At 54.0% G+C, this 17,007-nt stretch carries 11 protein-coding genes; 1 reads left to right on the forward strand and 10 read right to left on the reverse strand.

Translation table 11 applies throughout. From position 1 onward, the window contains the following. Position 1: 1 nt before the first annotated feature. Positions 2–2,320, forward strand: coding sequence for a heavy metal translocating P-type ATPase (locus HF027_RS01190; RefSeq protein WP_168012074.1), 2,319 nt, complete (start codon positions 2–4; stop codon positions 2,318–2,320). A 230-nt stretch (positions 2,321–2,550) separates the two neighbouring features. Here HF027_RS01190 and HF027_RS01195 read toward each other — a convergent pair whose 3' ends face one another. From HF027_RS01195 to HF027_RS01240, 10 genes are all read right to left on the reverse strand, one after another. Further along, complete coding sequence (locus HF027_RS01195; RefSeq protein WP_168012076.1) at positions 2,551–7,047, reverse strand: NACHT domain-containing protein; 4,497 nt, start codon at positions 7,045–7,047, stop codon at positions 2,551–2,553. A gap of 338 nt (positions 7,048–7,385) precedes the next feature. Beyond that, positions 7,386–8,231, reverse strand: coding sequence for an abortive infection family protein (locus HF027_RS01200; RefSeq protein ID WP_168012078.1), 846 nt, complete (start codon positions 8,229–8,231; stop codon positions 7,386–7,388). An 81-nt stretch (positions 8,232–8,312) separates the two neighbouring features. Continuing rightward, positions 8,313–9,152, reverse strand: coding sequence for a competence protein CoiA (locus HF027_RS01205; RefSeq protein ID WP_168012080.1), 840 nt, complete (start codon positions 9,150–9,152; stop codon positions 8,313–8,315). Positions 9,153–9,350: 198 nt separating this feature from the next. Next, positions 9,351–11,051: a hypothetical protein gene (locus HF027_RS01210; RefSeq protein WP_168012082.1), complete on the reverse strand. Its 1,701-nt coding sequence runs from the start codon at positions 11,049–11,051 to the stop codon at positions 9,351–9,353. A 142-nt stretch (positions 11,052–11,193) separates the two neighbouring features. Continuing rightward, the gene (locus HF027_RS01215; RefSeq protein WP_168012084.1) at positions 11,194–12,243 is read right to left on the reverse strand and encodes a nuclease-related domain-containing protein; all 1,050 of its coding nucleotides are present in this window, start codon (positions 12,241–12,243) and stop codon (positions 11,194–11,196) included. Positions 12,244–12,435: 192 nt separating this feature from the next. Next, positions 12,436–13,125, reverse strand: a complete 690-nt coding sequence (locus HF027_RS01220; protein WP_168012086.1) for a VIT1/CCC1 transporter family protein — start codon at positions 13,123–13,125, stop codon at positions 12,436–12,438. Positions 13,126–13,330: 205 nt separating this feature from the next. Beyond that, positions 13,331–13,756 (reverse strand): universal stress protein, encoded by a 426-nt coding sequence (locus HF027_RS01225; RefSeq protein ID WP_168012088.1) that lies wholly within the window; start codon positions 13,754–13,756, stop codon positions 13,331–13,333. Positions 13,757–13,765: 9 nt separating this feature from the next. Then, positions 13,766–15,088, reverse strand: a complete 1,323-nt coding sequence (locus tag HF027_RS01230) for a TRAP transporter large permease (protein WP_168012090.1) — start codon at positions 15,086–15,088, stop codon at positions 13,766–13,768. Beyond that, positions 15,078–15,626, reverse strand: coding sequence for a TRAP transporter small permease subunit (locus HF027_RS01235; protein WP_136253414.1), 549 nt, complete (start codon positions 15,624–15,626; stop codon positions 15,078–15,080). Before HF027_RS01235 ends, HF027_RS01230 begins: the two co-directional genes overlap by 11 nt. A gap of 245 nt (positions 15,627–15,871) precedes the next feature. Continuing rightward, complete coding sequence (locus HF027_RS01240) at positions 15,872–16,897, reverse strand: TRAP transporter substrate-binding protein (RefSeq protein WP_168012092.1); 1,026 nt, start codon at positions 16,895–16,897, stop codon at positions 15,872–15,874. Positions 16,898–17,007 lie beyond the last annotated feature (110 nt).

Genomic DNA, 17,007 nt, shown 5'->3' on the forward strand with positions numbered 1-17,007 from the left:
CATGACCCAGGAACACGCGCATGAGGTGACGGATCCCGTCTGCGGCATGAAGGTCGATCCTCACCAGACCGACCACTGCGCCTCTCACGACGGGAAGACATGGTACTTCTGTTCTGCCAAGTGCCGGCAGAATTTCGAAGGAGACCCTGACGCCTACCTACAGGGCGACGACACACCCTCCGAACCGGCGCCGCCTGGCACGATCTACACTTGCCCGATGCATCCCGAGGTCCGTCAGGAGGGCCCCGGCGACTGCCCCATCTGCGGCATGGCGCTGGAACCCGAGACGGTCAGCGCCGATACCGGGCCTTCCGAAGAGCTGAAGGACATGACGCGACGCTTCTGGATCGGGCTGGTCCTGGCGCTGCCGGTGTTCATATTGGAAATGGGCGGCCATGTGTTCGGCCTCGATCACCTGATCGCCCCGCAGGTCTCGAACTGGATCCAGCTCCTGCTGGCCACGCCGGTGGTCGCCTGGGCGGGCTGGCCCTTCTTCCTGCGCGGTTGGCGCTCCATCGTGCGGCGCAGCCTCAACATGTTTACCCTGATTTCCATCGGCACCGGGGCGGCACTGGTCTACAGTCTGCTGGCGACCACCGTGCCCGGCATCTTCCCCGAGACTTTCCGCCAGGCCGATGGCTCGGTGGCGGTCTACTTCGAAGCCGCCGCTGTAATTGTGGTGCTGGTCCTGCTCGGTCAGGTGCTGGAGCTGCGTGCCCGGGAGAAAACCTCGGGGGCGATTCGCGCCCTGCTCGATCTGGCGCCGGCCACCGCGCGGCGACTCGACAATGACGGCCAGGAGGAAGAAGTCTCCCTCGACCAAGTACAGGTCGGCGATCGCCTGCGCGTTCGCCCCGGCGACAAGGTGCCGCTGGACGGCGAGGTTCTGGAGGGGCGCTCCAACATCGATGAGTCGATGGTCACCGGCGAGCCGCTGGCGGTGCGCAAGGAGGCTGGCGGCAGCGTGATAGGCGGCAGCATCAACGGCCAGGGCTCGTTCATCATGCGCGCCGACAAGGTGGGCCGCGACACCATGCTGTCGCAGATCGTGCAGATGGTGGCTAGCGCCCAGCGCAGCCGCGCACCCATCCAGGGGCTAGCCGACAGGGTCGCCGGCGTCTTCGTGCCGGCGGTGATCCTGGTGGCCGTGGTGGCCTTCATCGCCTGGTCACTGTGGGGACCGGCGCCGCCCATGGCCTTCGGCCTGATCGCCGCCGTCAGCGTGCTGATCATCGCCTGCCCCTGTGCCCTGGGGCTGGCCACCCCCATGTCGATCATGGTGGGCGTGGGCCGTGGGGCCCAGGCCGGCGTGCTGATCCGCGATGCCGAGGCGCTGGAGCGCCTGGAGAAGGTCGATACCGTGGTCGTCGACAAGACCGGCACACTCACCGAGGGCAAGCCCCGCGTGACCGAGCTGGTAACGGCAGGCGACTTCGACGAGAGGGAACTGTTACAGCTGGCCGCGGGGCTGGAGCGCGGCAGCGAGCACCCCCTGGCCCAAGCGATCGTCGAGCGAGCCAAGGAGGAGGAACTGACGCTGTCCGAGGCCACGGACTTCGACTCCCCCAACGGCAAGGGCGTGGTGGGCAACGTCGACGGTCATCGCGTGGCCCTGGGCAATCGCCTGCTGATGGAGAGCGAGGAAGTGGACCTTGCCGCGCAGCAGGACGAGGCCGAACGGCTACGCGGCGACGGCGCCACCGTGATCTTCGCCGCCGTGGACGGCCGCCTGGCGGGCCTGCTGGCTATCGCCGACCCTATCAAGGAGACCACCGAGGCGGCCATTCGTGCGCTGCAGGCGGATGGCATTCGCGTGGTCATGCTCACCGGCGACAACCGCACCTCTGCCGAGGCGGTGGCGCGGCGCCTGGGGATCGACGAGGTGGAGGCCGAAGTGCTGCCCGAGGACAAGGGACGCGTGGTGCAGCGCCTGCGTGACGAGGGCCGCGTGGTGGTGATGGCCGGCGACGGCGTCAACGACGCCCCCGCCCTGGCGACCGCCGACGTGGGCATCGCCATGGGTACCGGTACCGACGTGGCCATCGAGAGCGCCGGCGTGACCCTGCTGCGCGGCGACCTGACCGGCATCGTCGAGGCGCACCGTCTGTCGCGGGCGACCATGCGCAATATCCGCCAGAACCTCTTCTTCGCCTTCGTCTACAACGCCGCGGGAGTGCCGATCGCCGCCGGCATCCTCTACCCCTTCACCGGCATGCTGCTGTCGCCGATCATCGCCGCTGCCGCGATGTCGCTCTCCTCGGTGAGCGTGATCGCCAATGCGCTGCGTCTCAGGCTCGTGAAGTTGAAATCACCCGACTGACAAGCCAAAGAGGATACCAATCGACTACTGGCTACAAGACCAGCGGATATAATGCGCCCCGTTGGCAACATCGCCACGGGGCCTGCCTCATCCGATTTCAGCCAGAAGCAGACATTGGTCTAAATGGTTCGCGCTGCGACGCAGGTTCAAAAAGCAGACTTCTGGGACTCCGAGCATTCCCAGTAGACCGCATCCAGGTCAAACGCTTCTTTATAACATTTCGAGCAACCTCATCTCTCGGTGTCATGATTCCATGCGACGCGTTTCCACTCACCGCTCGACTGCCACCAAGCACCTTCGGACCGACGCCAACAACTTTGGTCATTGTTACCAGCAGGCCATGTGTTGCGCTCTCCAATCAACAGCCAAATTGGGGTTACTGCTTCTCTCGCGCAGTACTTTCTTAGTGTCTCTTCACATATCAAAACCGCAGACTTGTCTTCAACGGAACTTAAAACCTTGATCAGCTCGTTGCCATCGACGTCGACCCAGGACCTCGTGCTATTTTTTGCAAGCTCGACACCTAAGTCTTCTGCCAGCCATCTCTGCGGCATATACTCTCTAAAACCTTCTTGGATTGTTTTATCCAAATGGCTCTCCCAAGAGTACCTTGCCACGGTGTTTGAGAATTTTATTCCTGATGAGCCTCGAAGATATTCAGAGAATTTTTCCGACTTCCAAGTATCCCTCCAATAAGCCTCCAACAAGAAAGGACCATCTGTTTGCTCGCGCGGTTGTAAATCTAAAACATCCAAAGACTGGTGCTCTTTCAAGTCTTCAACAAAGCCATCCACATCATTTGATTTTATAAACACGCAATACAGAAAGCGGAATTCTTCGTATCGAGCGCCATGCAAACCTCGCCGAGGTTCGGGATAGTTTTGTCTTTCACAATTAAATTCATAGAGGGCTCGCCATCTCTTTCCTTTTAAATCAATACGATGCAACTTTTCCTGCAGATTCTTGACCGGATCTTCTTGGAAAGGCCAAGCCTTGAGGTCCTCTTCTAAGACCTCGGTCAGCCTCACTTTAGGCTCAACCATCCAGTCTTCGCCGACTTCCGACCGCGCTGAAAAACGAGAAAGAGTAGGCAGTATCGTTGGCTCAACATCCCTGCGAAAATTCTGGTCAGAATACTTGTATATAACTGGAAACTCTGGCCATTCGTTCAAGCACCAAAAATTATCAGACAACCGTGCTGCGATTTCGTCCAACGCTATCCTCTGATACTTCTTGCCGATCCTTTCCAAGTCATTTTCATACCTAGAACCATATGTACCGTGACCGTCTCGCGGGAATAGTTCATTTGACCAACCGAGTTCATATGCCCGCTTGGTAATCCATAACCTACACTGCTGAATGTCGACATGTTCGTACTTAGAATGACTTCCACCCTCATTTAGGTAGTCTTTCGAAAATCTTAATTTCTCGGCTTCCGACAAGAGTCCTTCTACTCTAGCACGTGAAGCCAGTAGCTCTTCCACAGCCTCATTTTCTTTTTTTTCCGCCTCTTCCTCGGATACTTCTTGATCAGTCATGTACTTTAGCATCCATACAGACGGTCTAGAGCGAACTTTCTCAAATGCATCAAGCGCCTCTACCCTTTCCGCACTGGGCGAGATGATGTCTTCGACGAATTTCTTCTTAACTTCGTCGACGGACATTGGCAAAGAGCCGGTCACTGGTGCAGTAAGAAAGGGTCTAACGCGGCCAGGGATTGTATATTTTCCAAAGTCCCCCCATTCGCTTGACGCAGAATTGAAGATCGCCTCTGACCCACGCCCCTTTGCAATCTCTTGAATTCCTTCAGAAGTAAGGTCGAATTCTGGAGGAGCAGAACTGTAAGGCGGTTTACATCGCCCCAAATCGATGTCCGTGCTCAGACAGTTTCTAGCTTCTGCAAGCTCGATGATACCTAGCGCGTAGTCCCTAGTTAACAGAGCAACTGGTGGTTCGCCGTCCGCGAAAACAGCCTTCCATACAGCGCCTGAGTAGGAGCTTAGGCGCTCTCCCGATTGATCAATACAACAGGATCCGAATGCAGCAGAATACACCCTTTCTATAAGGTATGAATCGTTACAATCTGCCAGCTTCGCTAAAACAAATTGGAAAACTTTGGATTGGCGTAAAAAAATCGATGTTAAAGCCTTTGAAGCTTGATCCCGTGTCGTCCTACGGGAAGAAGTGAGAAACCAAGCCAGTACTAACCCAGCAAGTTCAAGATGCCTAGTGTCAGCACTCGTCGCCCCATTTGCCCAGGATATGAGACGATCGATTTGGTTTCCTTCTTCAGTGCTGGCCCAGTTGACCCAATTTGTCCAATAGCTGTCGCGATCTGGCATTGTATGCTTGATCAGCCAATCATGCAGGAATGTAGCATTCCAAGGATGATCAATAGTCATAGACACTTCGACTAACAGTGCCAATTTATCTACCCAATTCTCATCAAGCTCGTTAAGTAGTTCCAGGCTGCGATCCGTAAATGCGCCCAAACGACGCCACTTGCAGCTTGTTTCGTAGGATTCTTGCAGAATGTGGTTGTCTGAAAAAAGGTCTATTCCCTCAGGGAGGGTGTCCGCGAATTCGACGGAAAAGTGCTCTGGATAAAGTGTAGAAATAGCCCCTAGAAGCCCGGCGTGGCTGTATGAGAAGCCTTTGCTAACGTCACCATCGAAGAACAAAAACAACAACTCGCCACCGGGATCAAAAGCAGCACACAGTCGGTCTTTATTTAGCTGATTAACGATTGCTTGCGCCATTAGATGATCTTGAAAGCGCTGAAATGCGAACCGAATACGATCCTGCAAAGGGTTCAGTGGATCGCTTTCCTCACTGAAAGGAGGAGGGTCACGCCGTAGCACGCTGGAGCGGGTCAGAACAACCAACCAAGTCGTATTCGCTGGCTTGGAAAGCTGTGAAAACTCCTTGTTTACGATTTGGTCGGCTACCGAAAACTCCACGAAGTCTTCTCCGGTTTCGACCATTTTTCCTGCTATTGATTGGACGGCTTTCTTAATGGCCGTTGCGAAGAGATCGTGATCAATGCTCATCAGTCCAGAACGCATTGACAACGAGTCTAGGTAAAATGACATCAACTGCGAAATTCCGTGAAGCCCTTTGGGAAACTCTACCTCGCCTTTTGCCTTCAGCGCTTCGCTGGTGCTCTTCAAAAAAAGTGGGTTCCGAAACTCCGGAGATAACCATGGAGTATTCGGTCGGGCTATACCCTTGGAGTCCAAATACTTTTCTGCTGCCGCTTCCATTTCCTGAATGGTTTGAAAGCCATCTACTCGAAAGGTGCAAGCCTTTTCGATAATCGATTTTGGAAAAGCAAAAGACAAATACTCTTCACGGCAAGAGAACACAAGTGCCAAGTATGGATAGTCTTTCGCTTGTGTTAACAAACCTGCAATTCGATCTCGCCAGAATTCAGCCCCCACACCCTCGTTGATAGCATCTATCATCACTAGCGCGCGTTTACCTTGGCGCTCAGCGGCAACACTCAGAAGGCCCAAAATTTCAGCGGAAGTTCCCTCCTGAATATCAAGTAGAGCACCGACCTGCCCCCAGACTTCTGTGTCAGAAAAACTCTGTCCAACTAAAAGAACGGTTGGCTCCGCATTTGATAGCCGGTTATCAGCTACATGCGCAAGCAGGTGCGACTTTCCCGCTCCCGCAGGGCCGGTAACAATCGCGAATCGGGCACGCTCTGCTCGCAAGTTATTACTATCTGTAAGCGACTTGAGTTTGTTGATCGCACTATGAGCACTCGACATCCATGAATTGATTTCATTAAGATGATGCTTCTCTGAGTCTGCTTCGGAATCCTGCCTGACAGCAGTCAAAACGGCTTCCAATGGTCGAAGCGCTTCACGGAAAGCCTCCAACGCATCTCGAACCGTCGTTATGTGCCACTTATCCCGAAAATTGGATGAGAAGGCATCCTCTGTATCAAGTAAATCAAGCCAAGCCTTCTCTGCAAGATCAATGTCCGACTGGCTGGGCTGTTGAGAAATCTTGGTAAAATTTATTGATGTAACACGCTGATTTCCTAATTCAGCATAGCATTCTCTAACGTTTGCCATTGTGGATGGCCCACGAACCATGGCATCAAACATAGCCTCTAGCGATGTATGGACGTGTTCGGAGGGACTGTACCTTTCTTCCAGCAAGCCTTTCGCTATAAGAAAATGTTCCTCGAACCAACTCACACCAAGGACCTGCTCCCCGAACCAATGTCGCAAGAGACCGTTATTCCCTTCTTGGAGGAGCATCTCGTTGATGTCGGTTGCTGTCCAAGGCTCGAACTTAATGCTCAACCCCTTTTCTTGGGCCCAGCCTGTCCACTTCTCAACTCTAGCCTCCCACTTTTCCCAAGCGGATTTGCCAGCTCCCTTGTACTGACGCTTATGGGTAAGATTGATGGGTAGAGCCACCACGTAGTTCGTGAGTTCTGGATGTACTTCCAGCGCGCGCTTCACAGACTCATCAATCTGTGCCCACTGGCTAGAGCCAAGCTGTAAAAAATACTTGGCTTGATAGCCTAACTTCGATCCGTCGTTACGTATCCAAAGGGCCTCTACTCCACCATCCCCACCGCTCCCCTCAATCCGCTGGAACTCTTCTGCTCCATTAGGGCGTTGTCGCTTAGCCAGCAGGCAAAGAAGCTCTTCAAAGGACTCTCGTTGGCCCTGATCAAAGGCATTTATCTTCGCAAAATTCAACAAAACACTTTTCCTATTATTCGTTCGTCAAACGCCACTTCGCAAGCAACCAGAACATGCATTCAGTGCTCTTTGATCAATTAGATGCTAATTGCCAAAGTTTTCATGTTTTCGCGCGAGCAGCAATTGTCTGCTGTCCGCCCTTCGCACCGATGGCCAGCATCATGCTGCGCTAGACGCCTAGATCTGGAAAGGCTCGTCAGCTGCCGAAACTTATCCATCAGCATAGTCTAAACTACGGCATACGACCATGAGCGGACTTTCAGGATACGCTGATACAACTCACGCAACACCGGGCAATTTGGAGCGCAGCGGAAAATTGATCCGTGTGCTTGGGCTTGTCACACAAAGTTTGAAGGCCCTCTCTGTATACAATCTTGGATATACCTGAAGACTGTGTACATCGCATTTACGTTAGCAGTTGCTTCTGGAACATCCAGCAAGTCATTTACATGTGCAAGACTCGCGTGGTTTCGCAGTGTAGAGAACGCGTCTATCGAAGCGGCAAATGAATTGAGTACCCTTGTAACCTCTTGAGCCCTGTGACCTGAAGCTACCAACGCCGGGTGTAACTTTCGAAGTTCTTTGAACGCCTTAGATGCTGTAGAATCATTAGGTAGATTAATTTGGTTATCAGTGCAAAGTTTAACCAAGTAACCATGGAGTGCAGTGTGTGCACGATCAATTGCGCTTGAAGCATCTACGGTACCGATTAGTGCCTTGGCATCTCCCAGAGCTCTAATCACCGAAGTCGAAATCGATTCGGTAACTTCCGGCGCGGCGACACCCCCAGAAGTTTGAATTAACTGGTCATTGATAATTTGAAAGTGATCCTGGTTGGCAATCAAAATCTGATTGATATGTTGTACGGTAGGAACAGTAACGTTGCTACGCTCTAATTCCTTAAGTGCGTCATAAATAGCTGCAATAAAATTCGGAGCATCTTCCGCAGCATCTTGAGCCTGTCGAGCCATATCAGACTCTGCCCAGTCAAGGGAAGAGCTACGGGCATAGCGCTCACCAGAAACTTTGCAGAATTTCTGCTTGAATACTTCAATTATGTGTTGCTGGCTCGTTGTCCCTGACACCCTCTGAATCAATGAGCTGAAATTATCTACAGCCCGATTACTGAGCGGTGTGGCATCTCCCATGGGGAATCTAAGCTCGCTTGCCATTTGAAGCGACATCATTTGCTCCGTATTTATGTATAACGTCGTGCTCTGGGGAAAGCCGAAGCACAGCGTAGGCTTGTCCCTAGCAACACTTTGTTAGGGCATTCCTCGGGCAATCGGGTAAAACCGTGTAGCAACATTTCTTGCCTCACCTTCAACCATAGCGTCATGCACAAACTTTCGTTTTGAAACCAGCCTGATGCATTTCAGCCCAGATTCATCATATGTACCCAGCTTGACAAGATATTCATCACCGAAGTCGATATAAACGGGACATGTGGCATCAAGCCAAGTCTTTCTTGGCCTAACCCAATCGTATTGATGGTAGCCGTTATAGGAATTCTTCACCTCTTCCTCAATCTCACGCATGCCATGAACCCAACCGCCGCGCAATGTAGCTTTTGTAACCGACGGATCGTCCACAAGTGCTTCAGACAGGCGGAAAAACATCCCGGCATTTGCCCCGTTCATATGCCGTTTTGCTTTACTCCAAATCAAGTCCTGAGCCAGTTCTGACTTTGGGTCAGGCAGCATATGATAAATATCGAAATTATATTGGAATACAGTTCCGTCGATCACCCAAATCAGATTCTGATAGAAGTTTTCGCGAGAAACTCTCTCAGCATCGGTCATGCTGGAATGCTGAATTTCGATCACGATTCCAGTTGGTGTTTTAACATCTGCCCTATGGATCTCTCCATCTTCAGCCACATGTAAAACCTCTCGACAAACTAATGGAAATTTGTTTTTCCATTCTCTATGCCATAGCGTCTCATTTTCCCACCACGGATCACATTGCCTGATTCTATGGTGAGCCCAGTGATGCATTACTCGGGGCCCACATTTAGCGATAGCCTCGGCACCACAGATAGGACAATTCCCTCTACCTCCAGAAAATGCCTCTACATTTTCGCCGTCTATTAATGCCAGTTGCATAGTTGTGTGCCCGAGCCCTCGATTGCCCTAAAATAGATTATCGTGCCGGCAGCATAACACGGCTGAATTAGCATGCCGCTTTCGCCGGAAGGGCTGCTTTGAGTCGTCAACAGCCACACCACGATCAGATTAGCTTGAAGCTCTGCAACCGGCCAAAAGCTGCCTGCGGCAGTCCTGCAAATTTAAGCTAGTTTTCCGTTACTCTGCTTCCGGGCTTGCTGGTAAAAGGATCCCTTGCCAATCCACCACGCTTATCCCGTCATAGGCGGCCTCGAACTCACGCAAGCCGACGTGTGCGGGATGCGCTTCAACGGCACGCTCAACGAGGAGCTTCGTGGTGGAGCCATCTCCGGCGACACGATACTTTTCTGCAAGAGCTAGACAGGCCGCCGCCTCAAGCAATCGCGGCGCATGAAGTCCTTTGGGTCGCGTCCGCTCGGTAAAGTACCGCTCTAGGACAACCTGATGCTCCTCAAGCGTCCATTCCTCGTGAGCATTAAGAACCGTTGAGACGATAACCGCTTCAATGCTAGGGCGCGTAGCCTCCGCCTCATGATTGCTTAAGAAGTTGTCAAATCCAGGCGTTCTCAAATCTGGTGGAACCATCAAATTGTAAAGGATGTGCAGCAAAAGTAGTGCAGGACGGTGAACGGCTGCCGCCTGGGGTAATAAGCGCTCCACGTCGGCAAGCATCGGCCGTAAATCAACAAGCTGGGCGCCGGGATCGCGGTGGAGAACCGCTGCGGTCAGGCTGAGCATACCCTCCAATCGTCGACGCGCCTCTGCCGGGTTGACTAGTGGCCGCCACACCCAGTATCGGGGAGCCATCGGGACCGAGACGACACCCGCCTGCTCAAGCGTATAGTCATACGTTTCCTTTTGGATCTTCGGACTCTTGGCGACGAAGGATTTGATGACATGGCGTGTAAGGCGAAACAGTCCTTGAAACGTCAGCGCGGGTCGACGCTCGACAGTGGTTGTTTCCCGATGCTCATGCGATAAGGCGATAGGAGACGGTAGCGATCGCAGTTGATGAATATATGCGGAGCGCACCCCATAGGCTTGGCGAAGAGCCGCATCAAGTTCGTAGCGAGCAACGGGGTGTGAGCCTGCAGCCGGGTGGCGGAAGTAGTAGGCATTAACATGAGATTTAACAAATGCGCGGTAGCGTCGCGCTAACGCAACATGCTCGCTTTTAAGAATGGCCGCCCGAACAGAATCTGCCTGAGATGTGCTTAGATCAACAAGAGCGCCGTCAACCGTATTCCGCTTTCGGTCATCAAGGTCAGACCAGGCTGGAGAAAAGCCATCGAAGTCTTGGGCGAGAGACTCCACGGACGACACGATCAGGGTATAGGCGAGTGCGAGATCGTCGGGGATTCGGTGCAGGCCGGCAACAAAATTCCTCATGGCGCGCATAGCGCCCAGATAATTCTGCCGCTCCAAGGCGAGTAGTTCGTTGACAAATGCGACAAATTCGTCAGCCTGCTCGTCAGATATATTGATTGAGCGGTCAAAGAAGCCAGCAATGAACCCATCGGGAGACTCGTAGGACGAGAATCCGGGGCGCCCTCCGGTGAGGCCGCGGACTGTCTCCTGATCACGCGAGAAAACTCCGCCGAGACCGAATGAAGCGACCACAGCGAAATCATCGAGAAAAGGTCGTACCGTGTGAGAAACCAAAACTCCAGGCTCTGGGTCAGCCTTCTCGATCCGCTCTTCGATCTCGTAAACTAGGGCAATGTCTCCCGAATTTGAACCGGCTGACCTCAGGGTCCCAGCTGCAGTGACAATTTCACGCTCATACGGAAGGCGAACATTAGCGTAGAGCACACCTGTCAGCTGGTTTTTTCTTCCTACACCTCGCTCGTATAACTTACCAGTATTAATCTGCAGCACGATCTTTTCCCATCATTTTTTCGACACATAATCAGCAAAATAGATGCGCACTAACATAGATTTAGTCGCGCAAACATTGCGATCTAGCACAGAGTATCAAGTGCCCGCTTTGGGTCGATAGCAGCCTCTTTCTCATCACCCATCACTCACCTCCCTGACGAAACACCAGATACTGATGCTCACACTTTCGGCAGGTGGCGGTGTAGTTTGGGCCGTCCTTAGTCACCTTGACGCTTTTCCATCCGCACGACGGGCACGGCTGCTTCATGGAGGTATTGGCACCACAACTTCGACATTTCACGTAGTAGCCATATTGCCCATATAGGCCGTTCAGCTGCTCGGTTTCACCGCATGATTTGCAAGAAACCAGGTCAACAGCAGGCATAGCTTGAACCGCAGGGCTGTCACTGGCGGCGGGCTGGCTGCTGGCCAAAGAAGCAGTCGCCTCCTCATGAATGGGCGCGGCATTCATTGGGCCATAAGCCGTGACTAGCGCTTCTTCCACCACATGACTGCATGTTTTCTCTATATTTTGAACGGTGCGAAGCTGATCGGTATGAGACAGAAGAAAATTGCTGATGTTTTGTAGCTCGCGCTTTGAAAATCTGGGCTTGGTCTTGAGGATCGCCAAGGGAATGTTACCCACGATCTCTCGAACCTTCTTGACCAGAAACTCGGTCTTGACGACCTGTTTGGAGACAGATTTCGGCATTTTGTCACGATGAAGGATGGCAGTACTGGAGACGGCACAAATCTCCTGCCAATCACGGCCACCCACTTGCGTCTGAATACCGAGCACCTTGGCCACCAGTTGTTCAATGTTGGCGCTCATCAAGCGATGCAATAGCTTCTTCTGCAACTCAGCCTGGCGGAGCGGGGACGGAATCCCGGCCCACGCTCCCTTGTAGCTACGCGACCACTCCCCTTCGGCATTGACCTTGACCTCGCCGACGATGCTCTTGGATTCGATAATGATGAAACCAAACGGGTGGATCACCAGATGATCGATCTGCGCACGCTCACTCTGATACTCGATGCGAAGATCATTGATGATATGGATTTGGTCGTGTTCGCCGAACTCGCGGCGAAGATGGAAGGCGACATCCTGTTCCTGCTTGTGACCGTAGAAGCCACGCGTGTCGGTGTCACAGTCGTCGGCGCCGGAGTAGGCATCCTTATCCTTGAGTATCATCTTTCGTTCCCTGAAGGCGTTGCCGGTCACGCCATTGACCGGCCAGCATCTATTTTATTAGCTGACTATAACAGGTGCCGCATCGGCATACAGGCCAACCGAATAGGTAGGCGAAGCAAACGACAACGGCAGCATCCAGAAGCAACTTGCTTACGCCAAGAGGGGAGCATCACGCGCCATGCTATCCCCTCTTCAAGCCGCTACGCCGAAGAGCGCCCCTACCCCGGCGGTTAGCCCCATCGCTAAGGCGCCCCAAAAGGCGACGCGCACCACTGACGCAACAATCGGGGCACCGCCCGCCCGTGCAGCCAGCAGACCCAATAGCGCCAGGAAAACAAGCGAGCTGCCAGAAAGCCCCCACATGAGCGTGGCAGCCGGCAGTAACACGACCATCAATAGCGGCATTGCGGCACCCACCGCAAAGGTGGCCGCCGAGGCGAAAGCGGCTTGCACAGGCTTGGCGGCCAAGGTTTCCGATATGCCGAGTTCATCTCGCGCATGCGCGCCAAGCGAGTCGTGTTCCATCAGTTGCGTTGCGACCTGGCCGGCCAGTTGCTCATCGAGGCCACGTTCGACATAGATGGCTTTGAGTTCTGCGTGCTCTTGCCTGGGGTTGTCGGCGAGCTCTTGTTTCTCCCGCGCCAGATCCGCGCTTTCGGTATCGGACTGTGAGCTGACCGACACATACTCGCCGGCCGCCATCGACATGGCACCTGCGACAAGGCCGGCCACACCCGCCACCAGAATCGTCTCTGTCGTGGCGCCCGACGCCGCCACGCCCAGCACCAGGCTCGCCGTGGAGACTATGCCATCATTCGCGCCAAGCACAGCCGCGCGAAGCCAGCCAATGCGGTGCGTTCTATGTCGTTCGGTGTGCTGCATGCGGCCTTCCTCGTGGTGTGTCATTTTCCAGCTTGCTGATTGTTACTCGACGCTCGCCCGTATCAACTCAGCACCAGGTACCAATCACTCTATGTGGCACTGAGTAAGACTATCCATTGATGGACTTGGCGTATCGATTGTTCATGCACAAAAAAAAGCGGCCGTCAGACACATCTGACGGCCGCTTTCCCACTACATTAACGACTTAGCGAATCACAAAGACCGAGCAACCGGCATGACGCACCACCCGCTCGGCTGTCGAACCGATAAAGTAGTCGGTGAATCCAGGCCGGCTGGCCATCATCAGGATGGCATCGGCACCAATCTCCGAAGCGTATTCGAGAATCTGGTCATGAGCGCCGCCTTCTCGGGTGACGACATTCATGGTGACGTTCTCCACCTTCAGCGACTCGGACAGGCTCTGCAGCTGGGCCTGAGCCTCCTGTTGATGTTCAGCGTACTGGCTTTCCCCTAGCTGAATCATCAACGCTTCCTTGTGGACTGTAATCGGGTCCACATAGAGCAAGGTGATGCTGCCCGCGCCATCAATCAACAAGCGGGCCGACTCCCGCAGCCTAGCGAGCTGCTCTTGATGAACGAGATCGACTGGAATCAGGATGTGATTGAACATGGATTCACCTCAACTCATGACTTTGTTGGGCAGCCAAAGCACGATCTCCGGGAAAATCATGCACAGGATTAGCACGACCAGGTTCACCGCTATAAATGGCGTGACTGATCGGTATATTTCCCCCATTCCGACATCCGCCGGTGCAATCCCCTTCAGGTAGAACAGAGCGAAGCCATAGGGCGGAGTCTGCACGGCAATCAGGATGTTGAGAATCATCAGGACACCGAACCAGATGGGGTCATAACCCAGCGAAACGGCAATCGGCGTAAACAGGGGCGCACACATCAGTACGATGATGAACTCATCGATGATGAAGCCCAGCAGCAACATGATCAGCTGGAACATGATGATGATCATGATGGGCGGCAGGTCCAGGCTAGCGGCGAGATCGGCCACCATGCTCTGTACCCCCATCAGCAAATGGAAATTGCTGAAGACCGAGGCACCGAAGATGATCCACATGGCCACGCTGACCAAGGTGGCAGTCTGAAACCCTGCAGACTGCAGCATGGCGGGCCTGAAACGCTTGAACAGGATCGCAAGCAGAATAGCCCCGACAACCCCGATGGCGCCCGACTCGGTCGGGGTGGCAATACCCGTGATGATGCTGCCCAGCACAACGAAGATCAGCAGTAGCGCGGAAAGGCCATCGCGCAGGATGAGAAACTTCTGCTTGGGTGTGGGGGCAGGCTCATCGTTATTATCCGTGTCCCGGGGAGCACGAGACGGATTAAGCCAGCAACTGACAACCACATAGGTGATCAGCAGTACGATCGTCAGCAACGCCGGCATCATGGCGCCAAGAAACATGCGCCCGACCGAGTTCTGGGTCGCTGCGGCGAACATGATCATGGGAATACTGGGCGGAATCAGGATACCCAGGCCACCGCCTGCCATGATGACGCCAAGCGCCAGTCGTCTGTTATAGCCACGGTTCAGCATCGGACGCAGGGCGATACTGCCGGAGGTCATGATGCCAGCACCGATGATGCCCACCATGGCACCAATCATCGAGCATACCCCGATAACGCTGATGGCCAGAGAACCACGCACGCGACCGAGCAGCAGCTGACTGGCGTTGAACATGGCATCGCCGATGCCTGACTTGGTAAGCAACTGCCCCATGTAGATATACAGGGGGATAGCCAGGAGGATGAAGCTGAAGAAGGTCGATTCCAGAGTGGTTGGAATGACATTAAAGATGCCCTCGCCCCAGGTCGTATAGCCAATCGCCATGGCAATGCCGCCCAGCGCGAGGCCGACAGGGGCGCCCAGGGCGAAGAAGATCAGGATGCACAGCAGCAGCACCCCAGTCAGCAGTTCAATCCCCATGATGAGTCCCCTCTTTTTGTTTCAGCAGCGGGGTCCCCGTCGCTAGATAATAAACATCGTTTAATGTGTCCCGCGCCAATTGGGCAATAAAAAGCCCACAGGCAATGATCATCATTATCCAGAAGTGATACATGGGCGGCGCCCACTCACTTTCGCGGCGGTAATCGTATTCCAGGGCCTCAAACAGCTTGCCGGTACTCACCTTCACGATAATGATCAGGAAGAAGATACCTAGGGCGAAACCAATGATGTTGAAGACACTCTTGGCCTTGGGTGAGACCTTCAGATAGAGAATGTCGACGTTGATGTGTGCCCGCTTCTGCTGGGCATAAGCGCCACCCAGGGCCGTAATATAGCCGAACAGAAACAGTGACGTGTCGTAGGCCCAGATGGTGGGACTACCGAGTACATAGCGGGCGAACACTTCAAAGGCGACGATGCCGGCCAATAGCGGCATCAGGTAGGAAGCTGCTTTGCCCGTCAGCATGACAATGAAATCAATACTGTGGCAGAGCCCCCTCAGAAACGTATGGAACATAAGGGATCTCCTGAAATCATGAAAAGGCGGAAAGCACCGCGTACTTTCCGCCTCGTTTTTGGCCTTCTCGTTTCTGAGAATGATTGAGCCGACACCTCAAGCTCAGTGTCGGCTCAACAAGAAAGTGCATTGGTGCATTTCCATCGGCCGAAAGTCCGATAATGGCCATGAAAAGCGGGGGAAGTCACAACACGCCGCCCGCTTTCAAGAGCGCTAATGCAGTAGGCGAAACGCCCATTGCATTATCAGTAACCGGTCTCATTCAGGATTTCGATCAACTGCTCGCTGTATTTACCCTGTTTGGCATACTCTTCACGCAGCGTCTCACCAGCTTCAGCCCATGCTTCCTTGTCGGCTTCGCTCGGCTCCGGGCTCCACTTCATGCCATTGGCCTTCATTTCTTCTATGGCCTCGCTTTCCCACTCCTGAGACTTGGTCAGCTGCTGCTCGGCATGAATCTCGGTGGCCTCGCGCACGGCTGCTTTCAGCTCATCGGGCAGCTTGTTCCAGGCATTGCGATTAACCACGATCGGCAGAACCTGCGCGCCGGCCAGCGGCAGCGGGTACATGTACTTGGCGACTTCAACATGGTTACCGTCGCGGTGGTCGATCATGTTGCTGCCGATAGAACCGTCGATGACGCCGGTAGCAAGACTGGTGTAAATCTCGCTCCAGGCCATGGAAACGGGAGAAGCCCCCAGGTTACGCAGGAACTTGCCGTAGGCGCCGGGCGCACGAATCTTCAGCCCCTCAAAATCTTCTACCGACTCGATCGGCTCTTTGGTCAGGATATAGACCGGCGGCTGGATGTAGGGCTCGAGCCATACCAGACCCTGGGAACCATAGGCCTCTTCCAGAACCTCGCCCCAGCCCTTCTCGTGGAACAGGCTGTAAAGCTCATCGGTATCAGAGGTACCGCCCGGCAGGCCAATCTCGACGACACCGGCCGGCAGCTCACCGGCGTGCATCGACTGGAAGGGGGCACCCATGGTGATAAGCCCGGATTTTACTGCGCCCAGCAGGCCAGTGGTGCCAACACCTTCGCCGGAGTAGAGAACCTGTACATTAATGCGGCCATCGGAGAGCTCCTCGATGTTCTCGCCAAGATTCTCGTAAAGCTCGCCAAACGCGGTTCCCCGACTGTAAAGGTTGCTGAATCGCCAGTTGTATTCTGCGGCAGCCACATCGGCGGCGGCGACGCTGAATGCCAGACCTAGCCCAAGCGCTGATGTAGAGAGCTTCTTCTTGAATTTACGATAGTTATTCAACATCTTTTTATCCTTAGAGGGCCTATCGAGTGTTCACAGGGATGCAACATTAGTCTACAAAATTATTGCAGCTCTAGCTCGGCTTTTGTGTGGCGCCAGCCAGCGTCGAGACG

It is taken from the genome of Halomonas salinarum (assembly GCF_012062845.1).
GTDB lineage: Bacteria > Pseudomonadota > Gammaproteobacteria > Pseudomonadales > Halomonadaceae > Onishia > Onishia salinarum.